11 protein-coding genes are annotated in these 15,427 nt (G+C 58.9%); 9 read left to right on the top strand and 2 right to left on the bottom strand.

Going from position 1 to position 15,427, the window contains the following annotated elements:
• The first annotated feature begins 12 nt into the window (after positions 1 to 12).
• Entirely contained in the window at positions 13 to 945 is a 933-nt protein-coding gene (locus AACY26_RS16845; RefSeq protein ID WP_339515763.1) for a 2-hydroxyacid dehydrogenase, read from the top strand.
• 58 nt (positions 946 to 1,003) lie between these two features.
• Here the strand turns inward: AACY26_RS16845 and AACY26_RS16840 are convergent, their stop codons facing one another.
• Positions 1,004 to 1,402, bottom strand: coding sequence for a RidA family protein (locus AACY26_RS16840; protein WP_339515762.1), 399 nt, complete (start codon positions 1,400 to 1,402; stop codon positions 1,004 to 1,006).
• A 137-nt stretch (positions 1,403 to 1,539) separates the two neighbouring features.
• Between AACY26_RS16840 and AACY26_RS16835 the strand changes: the two genes are divergently transcribed.
• Positions 1,540 to 2,478, top strand: a complete 939-nt coding sequence (locus AACY26_RS16835) for a LysR family transcriptional regulator (RefSeq protein ID WP_339515761.1) — start codon at positions 1,540 to 1,542, stop codon at positions 2,476 to 2,478.
• Positions 2,479 to 2,613: 135 nt separating this feature from the next.
• Entirely contained in the window at positions 2,614 to 7,536 is a 4,923-nt protein-coding gene (locus AACY26_RS16830) for an alpha-2-macroglobulin family protein (RefSeq protein WP_339515760.1), read from the top strand.
• Positions 7,537 to 7,616: 80 nt separating this feature from the next.
• Here AACY26_RS16830 and AACY26_RS16825 read toward each other — a convergent pair whose 3' ends face one another.
• Positions 7,617 to 7,910, bottom strand: coding sequence for a hypothetical protein (locus AACY26_RS16825; protein ID WP_339515759.1), 294 nt, complete (start codon positions 7,908 to 7,910; stop codon positions 7,617 to 7,619).
• 224 nt (positions 7,911 to 8,134) lie between these two features.
• Between AACY26_RS16825 and pbpC the strand changes: the two genes are divergently transcribed.
• The 6 genes from pbpC (at position 8,135) to AACY26_RS16795 (ending at position 15,427) form a co-directional block, all read left to right on the top strand.
• Positions 8,135 to 10,441, top strand: coding sequence for a peptidoglycan glycosyltransferase PbpC (gene pbpC / locus AACY26_RS16820; RefSeq protein WP_445261327.1), 2,307 nt, complete (start codon positions 8,135 to 8,137; stop codon positions 10,439 to 10,441).
• 112 nt (positions 10,442 to 10,553) lie between these two features.
• The gene (locus AACY26_RS16815; RefSeq protein WP_339515757.1) at positions 10,554 to 11,438 is read left to right on the top strand and encodes an EamA family transporter; all 885 of its coding nucleotides are present in this window, start codon (positions 10,554 to 10,556) and stop codon (positions 11,436 to 11,438) included.
• 203 nt (positions 11,439 to 11,641) lie between these two features.
• Positions 11,642 to 12,565 carry a glycine betaine ABC transporter substrate-binding protein OsmF gene (osmF, locus tag AACY26_RS16810; RefSeq protein WP_339515756.1) on the top strand — a complete coding sequence of 308 codons (924 nt, stop codon included), beginning with the start codon at positions 11,642 to 11,644 and terminating at the stop codon, positions 12,563 to 12,565.
• Positions 12,565 to 13,737: an ABC transporter permease gene (locus AACY26_RS16805; RefSeq protein ID WP_339515755.1), complete on the top strand. Its 1,173-nt coding sequence runs from the start codon at positions 12,565 to 12,567 to the stop codon at positions 13,735 to 13,737. The genes osmF and AACY26_RS16805 overlap by 1 nt, the downstream gene beginning before the upstream one ends.
• Positions 13,734 to 14,687: an ABC transporter ATP-binding protein gene (locus AACY26_RS16800; RefSeq protein WP_445261319.1), complete on the top strand. Its 954-nt coding sequence runs from the start codon at positions 13,734 to 13,736 to the stop codon at positions 14,685 to 14,687. Before AACY26_RS16805 ends, AACY26_RS16800 begins: the two co-directional genes overlap by 4 nt.
• Positions 14,684 to 15,427: an ABC transporter permease gene (locus tag AACY26_RS16795; RefSeq protein WP_339515754.1), complete on the top strand. Its 744-nt coding sequence runs from the start codon at positions 14,684 to 14,686 to the stop codon at positions 15,425 to 15,427. The genes AACY26_RS16800 and AACY26_RS16795 overlap by 4 nt, the downstream gene beginning before the upstream one ends.

Below are 15,427 nucleotides of genomic sequence, written 5' to 3'. Positions count from 1 at the left end.
CTAAGGAACCCCATGAGCAAGATTCTCCAGATTGGCCCCTTAAGTGAAAGTTTCAATCGGGCGCTGGCCGCTGATTACGAGGTGACAGCGCTGTGGCTGCAGGCTGATCCGCAGGCATTTCTGCGTGAGCAGGGTGCGCAGTTCGAACTGGTCGCGACCTCGGCGCGGTTCGGCCTGAGTGCCGGGCAAATGGAGCTGCTGCCCAGGCTCAAGGCCATTTGCAGCTTTGGTGTTGGCTATGACGCGATTGCGGTTGAACAGGCCCGTGATCGCGGAATTCCGGTGAGTACAACGCCTGATGTGCTCACCGATTGCGTCGCTGACCTGGCCATGGGCATGTTGATTGATATCGCCCGCCGTATTTCTGAATCAGACCGCTTCGTGCGTTCGGGCGACTGGGAAAAACGGGGCTTTCCATTGGCCATGCGCGTGAGCGGCATGCGCATGGGGGTTGTCGGTTTCGGCAGTATCGGTCAGGCGATTGCCCGCCGTGCGGGTGGCTTTGACATGCCAGTGCGCTACCACAGCCGTCGCCCGGTCGCAGACAGCTTATATACCCATGAAAGCGATTTGCAGGAACTGGCGCGCTGGGCAGATTTTCTGGTCCTTGCATGCCCTGGCGGCGATGCAACCCGCAACCTGATAAACGCATCGGTGCTCGAAGCATTGGGGCCAAAGGGTTATTTGATCAATATTGCCCGCGGTTCAGTGGTTGATGAAGCGGCGTTGATCAATGCCCTGCAACAGCATGTGATTGCTGGTGCGGCGCTTGATGTATTCGCCCATGAACCCAAGGTGCCACAGGCCCTGCGTGAGATGAACAACGTCTTGCTGCTGCCCCATGTTGGCAGCGCCACGGTGCAGACCCGGCAACAGATGGAAGACCTGCTCACGGCCAATATCAAGGCCTTTGTCGAGTCAGGCGAGTTGCTGACGCCGCTTTGACTTGCAAGCGCTGAGGTCTTTTTTTAGACCTCAGCGCTGAAGTCACCCGGGCTGCGGCTTAAGCCTTCTCTGGCAGTTTCGCCACGACCTTGATCTCGAACTGGAAACCATAAAGCCAGGTCACGCCAACGCAGGTGATGTTGGGGAAGGGCGCTTCGCCCCAGAACTCGGGTACAACCTGCCAGATTCTTTCAAAATGTTTCTCTGGGTCGACGATAAACACTGTGACATCGACCACATCATCGAAGCTGCAATCAGCCGCTTGCAGAACCCCATTCAGATTGGTGAATGCAAGCCGGACCTGATCTTCCAAAACCTCTTCCGGGGAGCCATCCTCCTTGCTGCCCACTTGTCCGGATACAAACAGAAAGCCATTGGAGCGGATCGCAGGCGAGTAACGGTTACGTTCGTACAAGGCTTGGCGGCCAGTTGGGAAAACTACATCGCGCTTGTTCATGGTCAGTCTCCTGAGTGGGCCCTGTATGGCCCGCAATTAAGTTGAAAATGACTTTAAGGACTTGTACTAGGGCGATAAACCAGCAACCTTAGTCATCACTGTTTGTAGAAACCAAACAATCGACAAGGCTGGGCGTTATGGACCGTTTTGATGCGATGCAGGCTTTTGCCCGGGTGGTGGAAACGGGCAGCTTTACCAAGGCTGCTGAAACCCTGCACATGAGCAAGACCACGGTTACGCAGTTGGTCCAGCAGCTTGAGGCGCGCCTGAGGGTCAAGTTGCTCAACCGCACCACCCGCAAAGTTGCGCTGACGGCGGATGGCGCAGTCTTCTACGAGCGCGTGGTCAAGCTGCTCAATGATATGGATGATGCTGAAACCAGCCTGTCCGCTGCGGCGTCATTACCCCGTGGGCGTTTGCGGGTGGATGTGCCCAGCCCCTTCGCACGGATGATCTTGATACCGGCATTGCCTGCCTTCCATGCTCAATACCCTGATATCCAGATTGATATGGGGGTTAGCGACCGCATCGTCGATATCCTGGGGGAGCATGTTGATTGCGTGGTGCGTGGCGGCGAGATCACCGACCAGTCACTTATTGCCAGGCGCATTGGCGACCTGCAACTGGGTATCTATGCGGCGCCGAGTTATTTGCAGCGCCTGGGCACGCCGACACATCCGCGAGAGCTGGAAGACTCCGCTCACCGAACTGTCGGCTTTATTTGGGCGCGCACTGGTAAAGCCCTGAGCTATAGCCTCACGCGCGGGGATGAGCATCAGCATGTTCAGGGGCGCCATGTCCTGGCAGTCGATGATGGCAATGCCTACCTCGCAGCCGGGCTCGCGGGTCTAGGCGTGCTTTGGCTGCCGGACTACATGGCCAAGGCCCATGCCGCAAGTGGCGAATTGGTGCGCCTGTTTCAGGACTGGCAACTGGAACCCATGCCGATGTACGTCGCATTTCCACCCAACAGGCACATCAGTATCAAGTTGCGGGTGTTTATCGACTGGGTTGCCGGGCTGATGGAGCAACATGCTCCGCGAATCGAACGCAGCTCCTTGAAATCTCCTGTCTAGCAGGTTGATACCCGTCATCGTTCTTGACCGGCCATTGGTCTAAAGTAGTTGGCTTGGGTTGCTGGTGACGATGTTTTTTCAGGCCTCGTCTATAGTCTTTAGTTTTTACGCACGCCATAAAGAATGGAGTCTGCGATGCGCTACAAGGGAATATTGCTTGGCCTTGTACTGGGTTTGCTCGGTGCCTGTGATTCTTCATCTGATTCTGCGCAAGTTACGGCGTCACCTGAACCTGACGTGGCCGTGAGCGCACCTGCTGCCAACAATGCAGCGCCACCCAAACCTGCAATTGACCTTGACGCGCTAGCCAAGCGCTATGCAGGTCGTGAACTCAGTGTTATCGACGCTTCCGAAGTGCAGCTTGACGGTGCCAGCGCGCTGTCGGTGAGCTTTTCAGTGCCGCTTGATCCCGATCAGGATTTTGCCAAGCGCCTGCACTTGGTCGATACCAAGACCGGCAAGGTCGATGGTGCATGGGAGCTGGCCGACAACCTGATGGAGTTGCGCCTGCGCCACCTTGAGCCACAACGTAAATTGGTGCTGACCGTTGATGCGGGCGTGCGCGGCTTGAATGGCGCCACGCTTGGCGGTGAAAGCATCACCCGCCTGACAACCCGTGACCTGCAAGCCAGTGTTGGCTTTGCCAGCCGCGGCTCGCTGCTGCCGACGCGCCTGGCCGAAGGACTGCCGGTGATTGCGCTGAATGTCGACAAGGTCAATGTCGAGTTCTTTCGCATCAAGCCGGAGTCGCTGCCTGCTTTTCTCAGCCGCTGGGGGCGTAGCGCCAATCTTGATACCTGGGATGCGCAATCGTTGCTGCCCATGGCCGATCTGGTCTACGGCGGGCGTTTTGACCTGAATCCTGCGCGCAACACGCGTGAAACGCTGGTGCTGCCGATCACTGGCCTTGAGCCGTTCAAGCAACCCGGGGTGTATCTGGCCGTGATGCGAGCGGCAGGTGGCTACAGTTACTCGCAACCAGCGACATTGTTCACCCTTAGCGATATTGGGTTGTCCGCACACCGTTATCACAACCGGCTGGATGTATTCACCCAGGCGCTTGAGGGCGGGGAAGCGCAGGACGCTGTCGAGCTTGAGTTGCTCGATGCAAAAGGCAAGGTGCTGAGCACTGCGAAAACCGACAGCAAAGGCCACGCCCAGCTGCCGCTGACCAACAAGGCCGATGTGTTGCTGGCGCGCAAGGGTGCACAAACCAGCCTGTTGCGCTTGAGCAGTTCGGCGCTGGATCTGGCCGAGTTTGATATCGCCGGGCCCAAGGCGCATCCGCTGCAGTTCTTTGTATTTGGCCCGCGTGACCTGTATCGGCCGGGTGAAACCGTATTGCTCAATGCATTGCTGCGAGACGCCGATGGCCGTCCGCTGAAGTCGCAACCGGTGAATGTCGAAGTGCGCCGCCCGGATGAACAAGTCAGCCGCAAGTTCGTCTGGACTGGGGACGATGCAGGTTTTTATCAGTATCAACTGCAGCTGGCTGAAGAGGCGCCAACCGGGCGCTGGCAACTGGTGCTGGACTTGGGCGATGGCTCGCCACAGTTGTATGAGTTTTCGGTTGAGGACTTTTTGCCCGAGCGCTTGGCTCTGGAGCTAAAGGGCAGCGAACAACCGTTGGCCCCGCAACAGGACGCGCAGTTTGAAGTTACGGGACGCTATCTGTATGGCGCTCCAGCCGCAGGTAACCGCATCAGTGGTCAAGTCTATGTGCGGCCATTGCGCGAGGCCGTTAAAAGCCTGCCCGGTTATCAGTTCGGGTCAGTGACCGAAGAACAGCTTGATCAAGACATCGAACTGGATGAGCAAAAGCTCGACCCGCAGGGGCAGGCGACGCTGGATGTTGAGTCGCGTTGGTCCGACACCAAGTCGCCCGTGCAATTGATTCTGCAAGCCAGTTTGCAAGAGTCAGGCGGGCGGCCCATTACCCGGCGGTTGATTCAACCGGTATGGCCTGCCGAGCGTTTGCCAGCGGTGCGTGGCTTGTTCAGCGGCGAAGAAGTTGATGCCGATAGCCAGGCTGAGTTCGAAGTACTGGTGGCTGATCCGCAGGGGAACAAGCTCGCGGCGGATCAACTGACGGTGCGTCTGGTTCGTGAGCGCCGTGATTACTACTGGAATTTCTCCGACAGCGATGGCTGGAGTTATCACTACAACGAGAAGTACCTCAATCTCAGCGAGGAAACACTCAGCGTCGCAGCCGATGGCACCGCCAAAGTCAGCTTCCCGGTGGAGTGGGGTCCATACCGTGTCGAAGTGATCGATGGACAAACCGGCATGCTCAGCAGCATGCGTTTCTGGGCGGGTTATCGCTGGCAAGACAACACCGACGGCGGTGCGGTGCGGCCGGACCAGGTCAAGCTGGCCTTGGATAAACCGGCCTACGCTGAGGGTGAAACGGCCAAGGTCACAGTCACTGCACCGGCGGCTGGCAAGGGTTACTTGCTGGTTGAGTCGAGCGATGGCCCTTTGTGGTGGCAAGAAATTGAAGTGCCCGCCGAGGGCAAGAGCTTTGACATTTCAATCGCCAAGGACTGGGCGCGCCATGACCTGTATGTCAGCGCATTGGTGATCCGTCCCGGTGAACGGGCCAGCAATGCCACGCCGAAACGCGCGGTGGGCTTGTTGCATCTGCCATTACAGCGTGCTGAGCGTAAGTTGCAGGTGAATCTGCAGGCACCTGAGAAAATGCGTCCGCTGCAACCCTTGAGCATCAAGGTCAAGGTGCGCAATGCCGACGGCAGTATCCCCAAGCAAGCGAAAGTGCTGGTGGCGGCGGTTGACTCGGGAATCCTCAATATCACCGACTACACCACGCCTGATCCATTCGCCAGCTTCTTCGGTCGTAAAGCCTATGGCGCCGACCAGCTGGACGTGTATGGCCAACTGATCGAAGCCGGGCAAGGGCGCATCGCCAAGCTGGCATTCGGTGGTGACGCGGCGTTGGCGGCAGGGGGGAAACGCCCGGATACCAGCGTGCTTATTGTTGCCTTGCAAGCCAAACCCCTGAGCCTGGATGAGCAGGGCGAAGGCGTGGTCAGCCTGGATATTCCAGACTTTAATGGCGAACTGCGCCTCATGGCGCAAGCCTGGAGCGCCGATAATTTCGGCATGGCCGAGGCTAAAACCGTAGTTGCCGCGCCGCTGGTGGCCGAGCTGTCCGCACCGCGCTTTATGGCGGGCGGCGACCAGACTACTTTGGCGCTCGACCTGACCAACCTCTCGGGGCAGGCACAAAGCCTCAAGGTCAATATCACGGCCAGCGGCCAGCTACGCAGTGAATACAGCGAGCAAGCGCTGCAACTCAAGGACGGGCAGCGTACTACTTTGCACATCCCGGTCAGGGCGCTGGGCGGCTATGGCCAAGGTCATATCAAGGTGGCTGTACAAGGCCTGGAGGTGCCAAATGAGGTGCTTGAGCCTTTCGCCCGAGATTGGGATTTGGGGATTCGCCCCGCTTATCCGGCCCAGGTCAAGCAGTACCGCAGCGTGATCAAGGATCAAGCCTGGAGCCTGCCAGAAGGTGCGCTTGATGTATTCGAGGCAGCTGGGCTTGAAGCACGCCTGGCGGTATCGAGCCGTCCGCCACTTAACCTGGGCGAACAGATTCGCGCGCTCAAGGCGTACCCCTACGGTTGCCTGGAACAAACCACCAGCGGTCTGTATCCGTCGCTCTATGCCGATGCCAGCATACTCAAGCGTCTAGGCATCAGTGGCGAACCAGAGGCGCAGCGCAAACGCTCGATCGAGCTGGGCATTGAGCGTCTGCTGAGCATGCAGCGCTATAACGGCAGCTTTGGCCTGTGGGGCGCGGACAGCCCTGAAGAGTATTGGCTGACTGCCTATGTGACTGATTTTCTGCTGCGTGCCCGTGAACAAGGTTTTGCGGTGCCGGCCGAGGCGCTTAAAAAGGCCAATGAGCGGCTGTTGCGCTATGTGCAGGAGCGTAATCTGGTTGATGTTGATTACAGCCAGAATGTCGAACACAGCCGGTTTGCCGTGCAAGCCTATGCGGGTTACGTGCTTGCCCGCAGCCAGCAAGCACCGCTTGGCGCTTTGCGCAGCTTGTATGAGCGCCGTGGCGATTCGCGTTCAGGCTTGCCGCTGGTGCAACTGTCGATTGCCTTGGCCAAGATGGGCGACCAACCCCGTGCTGACACCGCATTGGCTGAAGGTCTGGCGCGGCAGCGTGCGGCGAACACTTGGCTGGCGGATTACGGCAGCCCGTTGCGCGATGATGCGTTGATTCTGTCGCTGCTGGAAGAGAACGATCTGGCGGCGAACAGCCGCGAACAGCGCTTGTTCAACCTGGCTGACGAGGTGGCGAGTAATCAGTGGTTGTCGACCCAGGAACGCAACGCGCTGTACCTGGCCGGGCGTAACCTGCTGAGTAAACCCGAACCTGACTGGCATGCCGCCTTGCGCAGTGGTGACTTCAACTTTGACCTGAGTAATCAGCAATCCGGCATCAAATTGGATGGCGCCGAGCTCGCTGCACCATTGACCATCAGCCAGCAAGGCGATGCAGCGCTGTACCAGCAACTGAGCATTTCAGGTTACCCGGCACAGGCGCCAGCCGCTGGAGGCACGAACCTGAGCATTGAGCGCGACTATTTGGGCATGGATGGCAGGCCCTTGGATGTCACTGATCTGCAAAGTGGTGAACTGGTACTGGTGCACCTGACCGTGCGCGCTACAGAGCAGCGTGTGCCGGATGCCTTGGTCGTCGATCTGCTGCCGGCAGGCTTGGAGCTGGAAAATCAAAACCTGGCGCAAAGCGCGGCGAGCTTGGATGACGCCAGCCGTCAGGTAAAAGAGTGGCGCGACTCGATGCAGAACGCAGGTATTAAGCATCAGGAATTTCGTGCGGATCGCTATGTGGCGGCGCTGAATGTAAGCCGTTACCAGAGCAGTCATTTGCTCTATCTGGCACGGGCTGTTACGCCAGGAAGCTATCGTGTGCCGCCGCCGCAGGTTGAGTCGATGTACCGGCCCAACTGGCAGGCGTTGGGGCACGCCCCGGCGCGCATGGTGGTCAAACCGCGCTGATCGTTTAGCCGCCCGTGGTTATCTGCGGGCGGCTAAGCAGCGGGGCAAGCAATGGCAATGCTAGCTGAGGCAGTATTGACTCAGGCAATCAAACCGCTGAGCAGCCACAAACCCAGGAACGCCCAGATTAAACCGGCGATAATCCCCGCGCGCATAAAAGCGCGAACCGCTTTGTAGAGCATTAACAAACCAATGATCAGAACCACAACACTGAGGATGGATGGGGTAATGCCAAGGGTTTTCGACATGCCATTGATAAAGCCACCAATGGCACCACCAAATGCGTTGAAAAAGCCGCTGAGGGCGTCGACTATAAACTTGACCACGGCGCCAAATGCCTGGCCGAGTGACTCAAAAAAACCAGCTACCTGCATAGAGTTATTCCCTTCAATTCTGGGCTCATCATACCCGAGCCTGAGCAGCGTGCTTTGCTCATAATGACGATCAGTGTGCCATTCATTCGCCTTTGCTGCTGGCGTATTGGTCTGCAAAGAGCTGTGCCGGGTTCCCGTTCAGCCGTGAAATATTCGCTGCATTGGAGGCGGGCTTGACTCTGCAGTTGCTCGCCAAATGGCGACGTCTGCCCAAGCGTTGGCGGATGCTGCTTGTGACGCCGGTGGTGCTTGTCGCCAGCTTGTTGATACTCGATAAAGTGTTTCCCTTGCCGATGCCCGGCGATGATCAGGCGCGGGTGGTGCTGGCTGAAGATGGCACGCCGCTGTGGCGTTTCGCCGATGCCGAAGGTGTCTGGCGTTACCCGGTGACCATCGACCAGGTTTCGCCCTATTACCTGCAAGCGCTGCTGACCTATGAAGACCGTTGGTTCTATCAGCATCCGGGGGTGAACCCGCTGGCGGTGATGCGTGCGGGCTGGCAAAACCTGCGCGACGGCCGGGTGGTTTCTGGTGGCAGTACGCTGTCGATGCAAGTGGCGCGGTTGCTTGATCCGCACTCGCGCAGCGTGGCGGGCAAGCTCAAGCAAGTCTGGCGCACGGCTCAGCTTGAGTGGCACTTGTCAAAGGACCAGATCCTCACGCTGTACCTCAATCGTGCGCCTTTTGGTGGCACCTTGCAGGGGATTGCGGCGGCGAGCTGGGCCTACCTGGGCAAGCCGCCGAGCCAATTGACCCGTGCTGAAGCCGCGTTGCTTGCGGTGTTGCCGCAGGCGCCGAGCCGGCTGCGCCCCGATCGCCATCCGCAGCGGGCGCAGGCTGCGCGGGACAAAGTCTTGCAGCGTCTTTCAGCCTTCGATGTGTGGCCGCAGTCGGCGGTTAATGATGCGCTGGAGGAGCCGGTATTACTGGCGCCAAGACAAGCACCAAGGTTGGCGCCGCTATTGGCCCGGCGCTTGAACACGGCGGGCAGCCCGGCGCTGATTCACACCACTCTCGATGCGGCCCTGCAGCGCCGCCTTGAAGACTTGCTGATGGGCTGGAAGGCGCGTTTGCCGCAGCATACCTCGGCAGCAATACTGGTGGCTGAGCTGCCGAACATGGCGGTGCGGGCTTATCTTGGCTCGGTCGATTTGGCGGACAGCCAGCGCTTTGGCCATGTGGACATGGTCAGCGCGACACGTTCGCCGGGCTCGACGCTGAAACCTTTTTTATACGGCATGGCCCTGGATGCAGGGCTGATCCACTCCGAGTCGTTGCTGCAAGATGTACCGCGCCGTTACGGTGATTATCGGCCGGGCAATTTCGCCGCTGATTTCAGTGGCCCGGTGTCGGCCAGTTCAGCTTTGGCGCTGTCACTGAATCTGCCAGCGGTACAACTGCTTGAGGCGTATGGGCCAAAACGCTTCGCCGGAGAGCTGCGCAGCGCCGGGGTTCCGCTTGCATTACCGCCGTTGGCCGAGCCTAACCTGTCGTTGATTCTGGGCGGTGCGGGCAGTCGCCTGGAAGAGTTGGTCAGTGGCTACAGTGCTTTTGCCCGGGGCGGGAAAGTCGCGCGCTTGCGTTACCAGCCGCAAGCTCCTTTGTATGAGCGGCGTCTGTTGTCACCGGGGGCCGCCTGGATCATTCGGAAAATACTCAGCGGCCAGGCGCGGCCCAATACCGACCCCCATGCCGAGCTGGTGCAGCGTCCAACGCTGGCCTGGAAAACCGGCACCAGCTATGGCTTTCGTGATGCCTGGGCGATTGGCGTGGCGCCGCGCTACGTGATCGGGGTATGGATTGGTCGTCCTGACGGTACGCCGGTCGCTGGCCAGTTCGGGTTGGCGTCTGCGGCGCCGCTGTTGCTGCAGGTGCATGATTTGCTGATCAATCGCGACAGCCAGCGCGGTATTGCCCTGCCGCGTGATCGACAACCTGCCAGTGTTGGGGTTGCCGCGATTTGCTGGCCGCTGGGGCAGCCGCTCGACAGCAAAAGCGATAATTGTAGGCGTCAGCGGTTCGCCTGGACCTTGGACGGCACCACGCCGCCCACCCTGCAAGCCCAAGACCAGCCGCTGGGCCTTGGCCTGCTTGAGCGTATCTGGCTGAATCCGCAGCAGTTGCGTGTCGATGCCAGTTGCCCCGGCGCCACCGCGCGTGATGTGGCCCTGTGGCCTGCGCCGTTGGAACCCTGGTTGCCGCGCAGTGAACGTCGTGCCGCGCGCTTGCCTGCGCCAGACACGACATGTGCCCCGCAGGCCGCGCCAACTGCAGCGCCACTCTCGATTGTGGGCGTGCGTGACGGTGATCGCCTGCGCCAACCGGCAACCAGTGACCAGGCACTGCGCATTGAGCTGACTGCGTTGGGGGGGAGCGGTCGGCGCTGGTGGTTTCTGGAGGGCAGGCAAGTTGCTGAAACCGCAGCCGATGAGCGCTTTGTCCATGTTTTCAAGCGCACCGGCGAGTTCCAGTTAAGCGTGCTAGATGAGAGCGGGCAGACGGCGTTGTTGCGGTTTAGTGTCTTGCCCTAGGCATGCAAATACAGTGCACTGTACAGCTTGAATTTTCCCTGACTGTACTGCTCATGTTGCTCGCGGCAGTGTTTAGATAGATGCTTTGCAAGCGCGAGCCTGGAGTACGCCGATGACGCCCAAAGACGTGTTTTTTGCCCTGCTGGTGATCCTGGTCTGGGGGCTTAATTTTGTGGTGATCAAGGTCGGCCTGCATGGCGTGCCGCCGATGCTGCTGGGTGCCTTGCGTTTCACCTTGGCGGCCATTCCGGCGATATTCTTTATCAAGCGGCCCAATTTGCCGCTGCGCTGGTTGATTGCCTACGGCATGACTATTTCATTCGGCCAGTTCGCCTTCCTGTTTTCCGCCATGTCGGTCGGTATGCCGGCGGGGCTGGCCTCCTTGATCTTGCAGTCGCAAGCATTCTTCACCCTGATGTTCGCCGCCTTGGTGCTTGGCGAGCGGGTGCGGACCAGCAATATCATGGGGCTGGTGGTGGCGGCAGCTGGTTTGTTGCTGATTGGCATGCAAAGCGGGGCGGGCATGACCTTGGCTGGATTCGGGCTGACGATTTGCGCCGCAGTGATGTGGGCCATGGGCAATATAATCACCAAGAAGGTTGGCCAGATAAACCTCGTCAGCCTGGTCGTATGGGGCAGCCTGATCCCGCCGCTGCCATTTCTGGCGATGTCGCTACTGTTTGAAGGCCCGGCGCAAATCGAGACATCGCTACGCAACATAAGCCTGTCGTCGATCATGGCCATTGTCTACCTGGCGTTTATCGCAACCATCCTGGGCTACGGCCTATGGAGCCGTCTGATGTCGCGTTATCCAGCCAGCCAGATCGCGCCTTTCTCGATGCTGGTGCCGGTTATCGGCTTGAGCTCATCGGCGTTGCTGCTCAACGAGCAGTTGAGCCAGCTGCAAATGTTGGGCGCTTTGTTGGTGATGGCGGGATTGCTGGTCAATGTATTTGGCGGCCGGGTCTACGGGCGTCTGGTCGCACCGCAATCCTGAGTTGCTAACGCGTCCAACGCCTGCTGATTGGCATTTCTACCCGGCCTTTACTTGGCGCTGGCGAGTGCACTGCTTTACTCTTATGCCACACATGGATGTCAGAAATGGCTAGGCCGGGGAAAATTGCGGTCGAGCCATTGCTGTTGGCATTATTTTGGGCGCTCGAATAAAGGCGTCGAATTGACCAGGATCAGGGGCATAAGATGTCGTTATCTTCGCGCTTTAAGCAGTTTGTCCATTGTCTGATGATGCTTTCGGCACTCAGCGTTTCGGCTGCATATGCAGCAAGACCGGTGGTGGTTTCGTCGAAGATCGACACCGAGGGCGCAGTCCTTGGCCAGTTGATCGCACAGACCCTCGAACGCGGTGGCGTGCCGGTTACATTGCGCCTGCAGCTTGGTGCCACCAGCATAGTGCGCAAGGCGCTTATCGCCGGTGAAATTGATATCTACCCCGAATACACCGGCAACGGCGCTTTCTTTTTCAATCGTGCAGACAGCGATGTATGGAAAGACCCGAGCAAAGCCTACAGCACGGTCAAGGAGCTTGATCTAGCCGCAAACCAGCTGGTTTGGTTGCTGCCAGCCAATGCCAATAACACCTGGGCGATGAGTGTTCGCGGTGATCTTGCCCGCGAGCATAACCTGGTGACGCTCGATGATCTGGCCAAGTACCTGAAGCAGGGCGGCGACTTCAAGTTTGCCGCCAGTGCCGAGTTTGTCGACTCGCCAACCGCCTTGCCAGCCTTTCAGAAAGCCTATGGCTTTACCCTCAAGGCTGATCAGTTGGTGGTGCTTTCAGGAGGCAATACTGCCGCCACCTTACGGGCCGCCGCGCTGCAAACCAACGGTGTAAATGCTGCCATGAGCTACGGCACGGATGGCGGCTTGAGTGCGCTTGACCTGGTTGCATTGACCGACAGCAAAGGTGTGCAGCCGGTGTATCAGCCTGCGCCGTTGCTGCGCGCCGGGGTGCTCAAGGATTATCCGCAGATTGAAACCCTGCTGGCGCCGGTGTTTGCCGCGCTGGATGAAAAAGTCCTGCAAAAGCTCAACGCTGATGTGGCGGTCAATGGTGCAGATCCACAGCAGGTGGCGCGTAACTTCCTGGATGGCCTTGCTGATTAATGGCAACACCTCAATTGCTTGAGCCTAATCGCGTTGTCATGACCTTGGTGCTACTGGCGTTACTGGTCGTTGGCCTGGGCGACTTTGCCAGTGTCCAGGCCAACCGGATTGTTCCGGGGCAGGGCCTGACCCTGCTTGCAGGGCTGGGTTGGCCATGGTTGCTTGGGCTCGTTGCCGGATTGCTGGGCTTAGCGGGGTTGGCGCTGAGGCCAACAGCCAAGGGTTACGGGCTCATGCTCGGCCTGAGTGGCGCCTTGCTGATCCAGCTCCCGGTGGCGCTCGCCTGGTTTATCCAGCAGCACATCAGCGCCGAGCAGCCTTACGCACGGGTGGGGGTGGCGGCCAGCTGCTGGAGCCTGTTGTTCATTGGTGCGCTGCTGCTGGTTGAGTTGCAGCAGCGCGTTGCGGCTGGGCGGCACTGGGTCAAGTTGATTCTTGCGCTGTTGTTCGGGGTCAGTTGGCTGTTGATTGGCACGGGCGCCTTGGCGCCTTTGGCCTTGCTGCGTGAATACAGCAGCCGCAGCTCGACCTTCTGGCAATTGCTTTATGGGCACCTGAGCCTGGTCGGCGGCGCCTTGCTGGCGAGCTTGTTGATTGGCTTGCTGCTGGCGTGGCTGATCCTGCGCGTACAGCCTTTGCGGCGCCCGGTATTTGCCCTGCTCAACTTCTTTCAAACCATTCCAAGCTTGGCTTTGTTTGGCTTGCTGATCGCGCCACTGAGTTATTTGTCCGCACATTCACCCTTGCTGCAGCAGCTCAATGTGCGCGGTATCGGCTGGGCTCCGGCATTGCTGGCATTGATTGCCTACAGTCTGTTGCCGGTGGTGCGTAACACTTGCGTGGCCTTGCAAGGCGTTGCCACGGATGTGATCGAGTCGGCGCGCGGCATGGGCATGAGCAGTTGGCAAGTCTTCGCCCAGGTGCGACTGCCGCTGGCACTGCCGGTGATTATCGAGGGGGTTCGCATTACCACAATCCAGGCGATTGGCCTCACTGCGGTCGCAGCGCTGATTGGTGCCAGTGGCTTTGGCAGCTTTATTTTCCAGGGCCTGGGGCAGGGCGCCATGGATCTGGTATTGCTCGGCGCCTTACCGACCATCGTCCTGGCGCTGCTGGCGGATGCCCTGTTCAGCAGCCTGGCGGCTTGGGCCAAAGCAGGAGCGCAAAGATGAGTGACGTTGCTATGATCGAACTGCGTAATGTCAGCCGCCAGTTTGGTGATATTACTGCGGTCGATGACCTGTCACTGCGCATTGAGAAAGGTGAGATCTGCGTTTTTATCGGCACCTCCGGCTGCGGTAAATCAACCACGTTGCGCTTGCTCAACAAGTTGATTGACTGCTCCAGCGGCGAGATATGGGTCGATGGCGAGAATGTTGCCACGCTCGACAGCAAGCTGCTGCGCCGGCGCATGGGCTACGCGATCCAAAGCACAGGTTTGTTCCCCCATTGGACGGTGGAGCGCAATATCGGTGTGGTGCCGCGATTGCTGGGTTGGTCGGCTGAGCGGATTGATGCGCGGGTCCGTGAACTGCTTGAGTTGCTTTCGTTGCCCTACGCCACCTTTGTGCATAAGTTTCCCAGCCAGCTTTCCGGTGGTCAGGCCCAGCGTGTGGGTGTGGCTCGCGCATTGGCCGCCGATCCGGATATTTTGTTGATGGACGAGCCCTTTGGCGCGCTTGATCCAATCACCCGCGAGGCCCTGCAAAACGAGCTGCTGAGAATCCAGTCGCATATCCATAAGACCATCGTCTTTGTCACGCACGACATCGACGAGGCCTTGCGTTTGGCAACACGGATCGTGGTGATGGACAAAGGCAGGATTATCCAGCACGACACGCCGGAAAACCTGCTGAACAATCCGGTCAACAGCTTTGTCGAGAATCTGCTGGGGCAAGGCGAACGCGGTCTCAAACGGGCCAGTCTGGAGCGGGTTGAGCACTTTATGCTGCCCCTTGGCGCAGACCTGCCGAGCCTTTCCATTGAGGTTGGCAGCAGCTTGCGTCAGGCCCTGTCGCTGATGCTTTGGCAGCGCACCGATGTGTTGTGCGTGCGTGACCAGGAACAGGCACCGCTGGGCATTTTGCCGATCAGTGCATTGCTGCAAAGCAGAACCTCATGATCGCCATCATCAACAATTGGCGGGGGCCGCTTTTCTGGCTGGTATTGCTGGTGCTCGCTGTTTTTGGCATGGGCCAGTTCGAGTTCTTGTTCCGCCAGTTGACGCCCGGTGCACCCGAGGTGATTTATCACCGTGAAAGCTTCGCTCAATTGCTCCTCAACCACTTGCTGGTAGTGGCCGTTGCTGCATGCTTTGCGGTTGTTATCGGGGTCTTGGCCGGGGTGCTGGTGACGCGCAGTTGGGGGCGGGATTTTTTACCTCTGGTGAGCCAAGTCGCATCCATTGGCCAAACCTTTCCGCCGGTTGCCGTGCTGGCGTTGTCAGTGCCGTTACTTGGTTTTGGTGACCTGCCAACTATTTTCGCGCTGATGCTTTATGGTTTGTTACCAGTACTGCGCAATACCCTGGCGGGGCTGCAAGGGGTTCCAGGCGCTGCTCTGGAAGCTGCCCGCGGGATTGGCATGTCGCCGTTGCAGGTGTTGCTTCAGGTTGAACTGCCGTTGGCCAGCCCTGTGATTCTGGCCGGCATCCGCACCTCTGTAACCATCACCATCGCCACGGCTGCGATTGGCTCGACCATTGGCGCCAGCACCTTGGGCAACCCGGTGATTGCCGGGCTGGTCAACGGCAATACCGCTTATGTATTGCAGGGCGCCGTGCTGATTGGCCTGCTGGCGGTTTGCGTCGACAGCACCTTCGAGCGCATCCAGCATGGACTCGCCCTGCGTTACGGCAGTTGA

This window comes from Pseudomonas sp. RL_15y_Pfl2_60 (genome assembly GCF_963970595.1).
Lineage (GTDB): Bacteria > Pseudomonadota > Gammaproteobacteria > Pseudomonadales > Pseudomonadaceae > Aquipseudomonas.
The sequence above is the reverse complement of the archived record's forward strand: the minus strand, read 5'-3'. Positions and strand labels throughout refer to the sequence as shown.

Bases quoted from the DNA above. Each gene is read 5' to 3' on its own strand.
- AACY26_RS16845 (WP_339515763.1), top strand. From the start codon at position 13: ATGAGCAAGATTCTCCAGATTGGCCCCTTAAGTGAAAGTTTCAATCGG.
- AACY26_RS16840 (WP_339515762.1), bottom strand. From the start codon at position 1,402: ATGAACAAGCGCGATGTAGTTTTCCCAACTGGCCGCCAAGCCTTGTAC.
- AACY26_RS16835 (WP_339515761.1), top strand. From the start codon at position 1,540: ATGGACCGTTTTGATGCGATGCAGGCTTTTGCCCGGGTGGTGGAAACG.
- AACY26_RS16830 (WP_339515760.1), top strand. From the start codon at position 2,614: ATGCGCTACAAGGGAATATTGCTTGGCCTTGTACTGGGTTTGCTCGGT.
- AACY26_RS16825 (WP_339515759.1), bottom strand. From the start codon at position 7,910: ATGCAGGTAGCTGGTTTTTTTGAGTCACTCGGCCAGGCATTTGGCGCC.
- pbpC (WP_445261327.1), top strand. From the start codon at position 8,135: ATGCTGCTTGTGACGCCGGTGGTGCTTGTCGCCAGCTTGTTGATACTC.
- AACY26_RS16815 (WP_339515757.1), top strand. From the start codon at position 10,554: ATGACGCCCAAAGACGTGTTTTTTGCCCTGCTGGTGATCCTGGTCTGG.
- osmF (WP_339515756.1), top strand. From the start codon at position 11,642: ATGTCGTTATCTTCGCGCTTTAAGCAGTTTGTCCATTGTCTGATGATG.
- AACY26_RS16805 (WP_339515755.1), top strand. From the start codon at position 12,565: ATGGCAACACCTCAATTGCTTGAGCCTAATCGCGTTGTCATGACCTTG.
- AACY26_RS16800 (WP_445261319.1), top strand. From the start codon at position 13,734: ATGAGTGACGTTGCTATGATCGAACTGCGTAATGTCAGCCGCCAGTTT.
- AACY26_RS16795 (WP_339515754.1), top strand. From the start codon at position 14,684: ATGATCGCCATCATCAACAATTGGCGGGGGCCGCTTTTCTGGCTGGTA.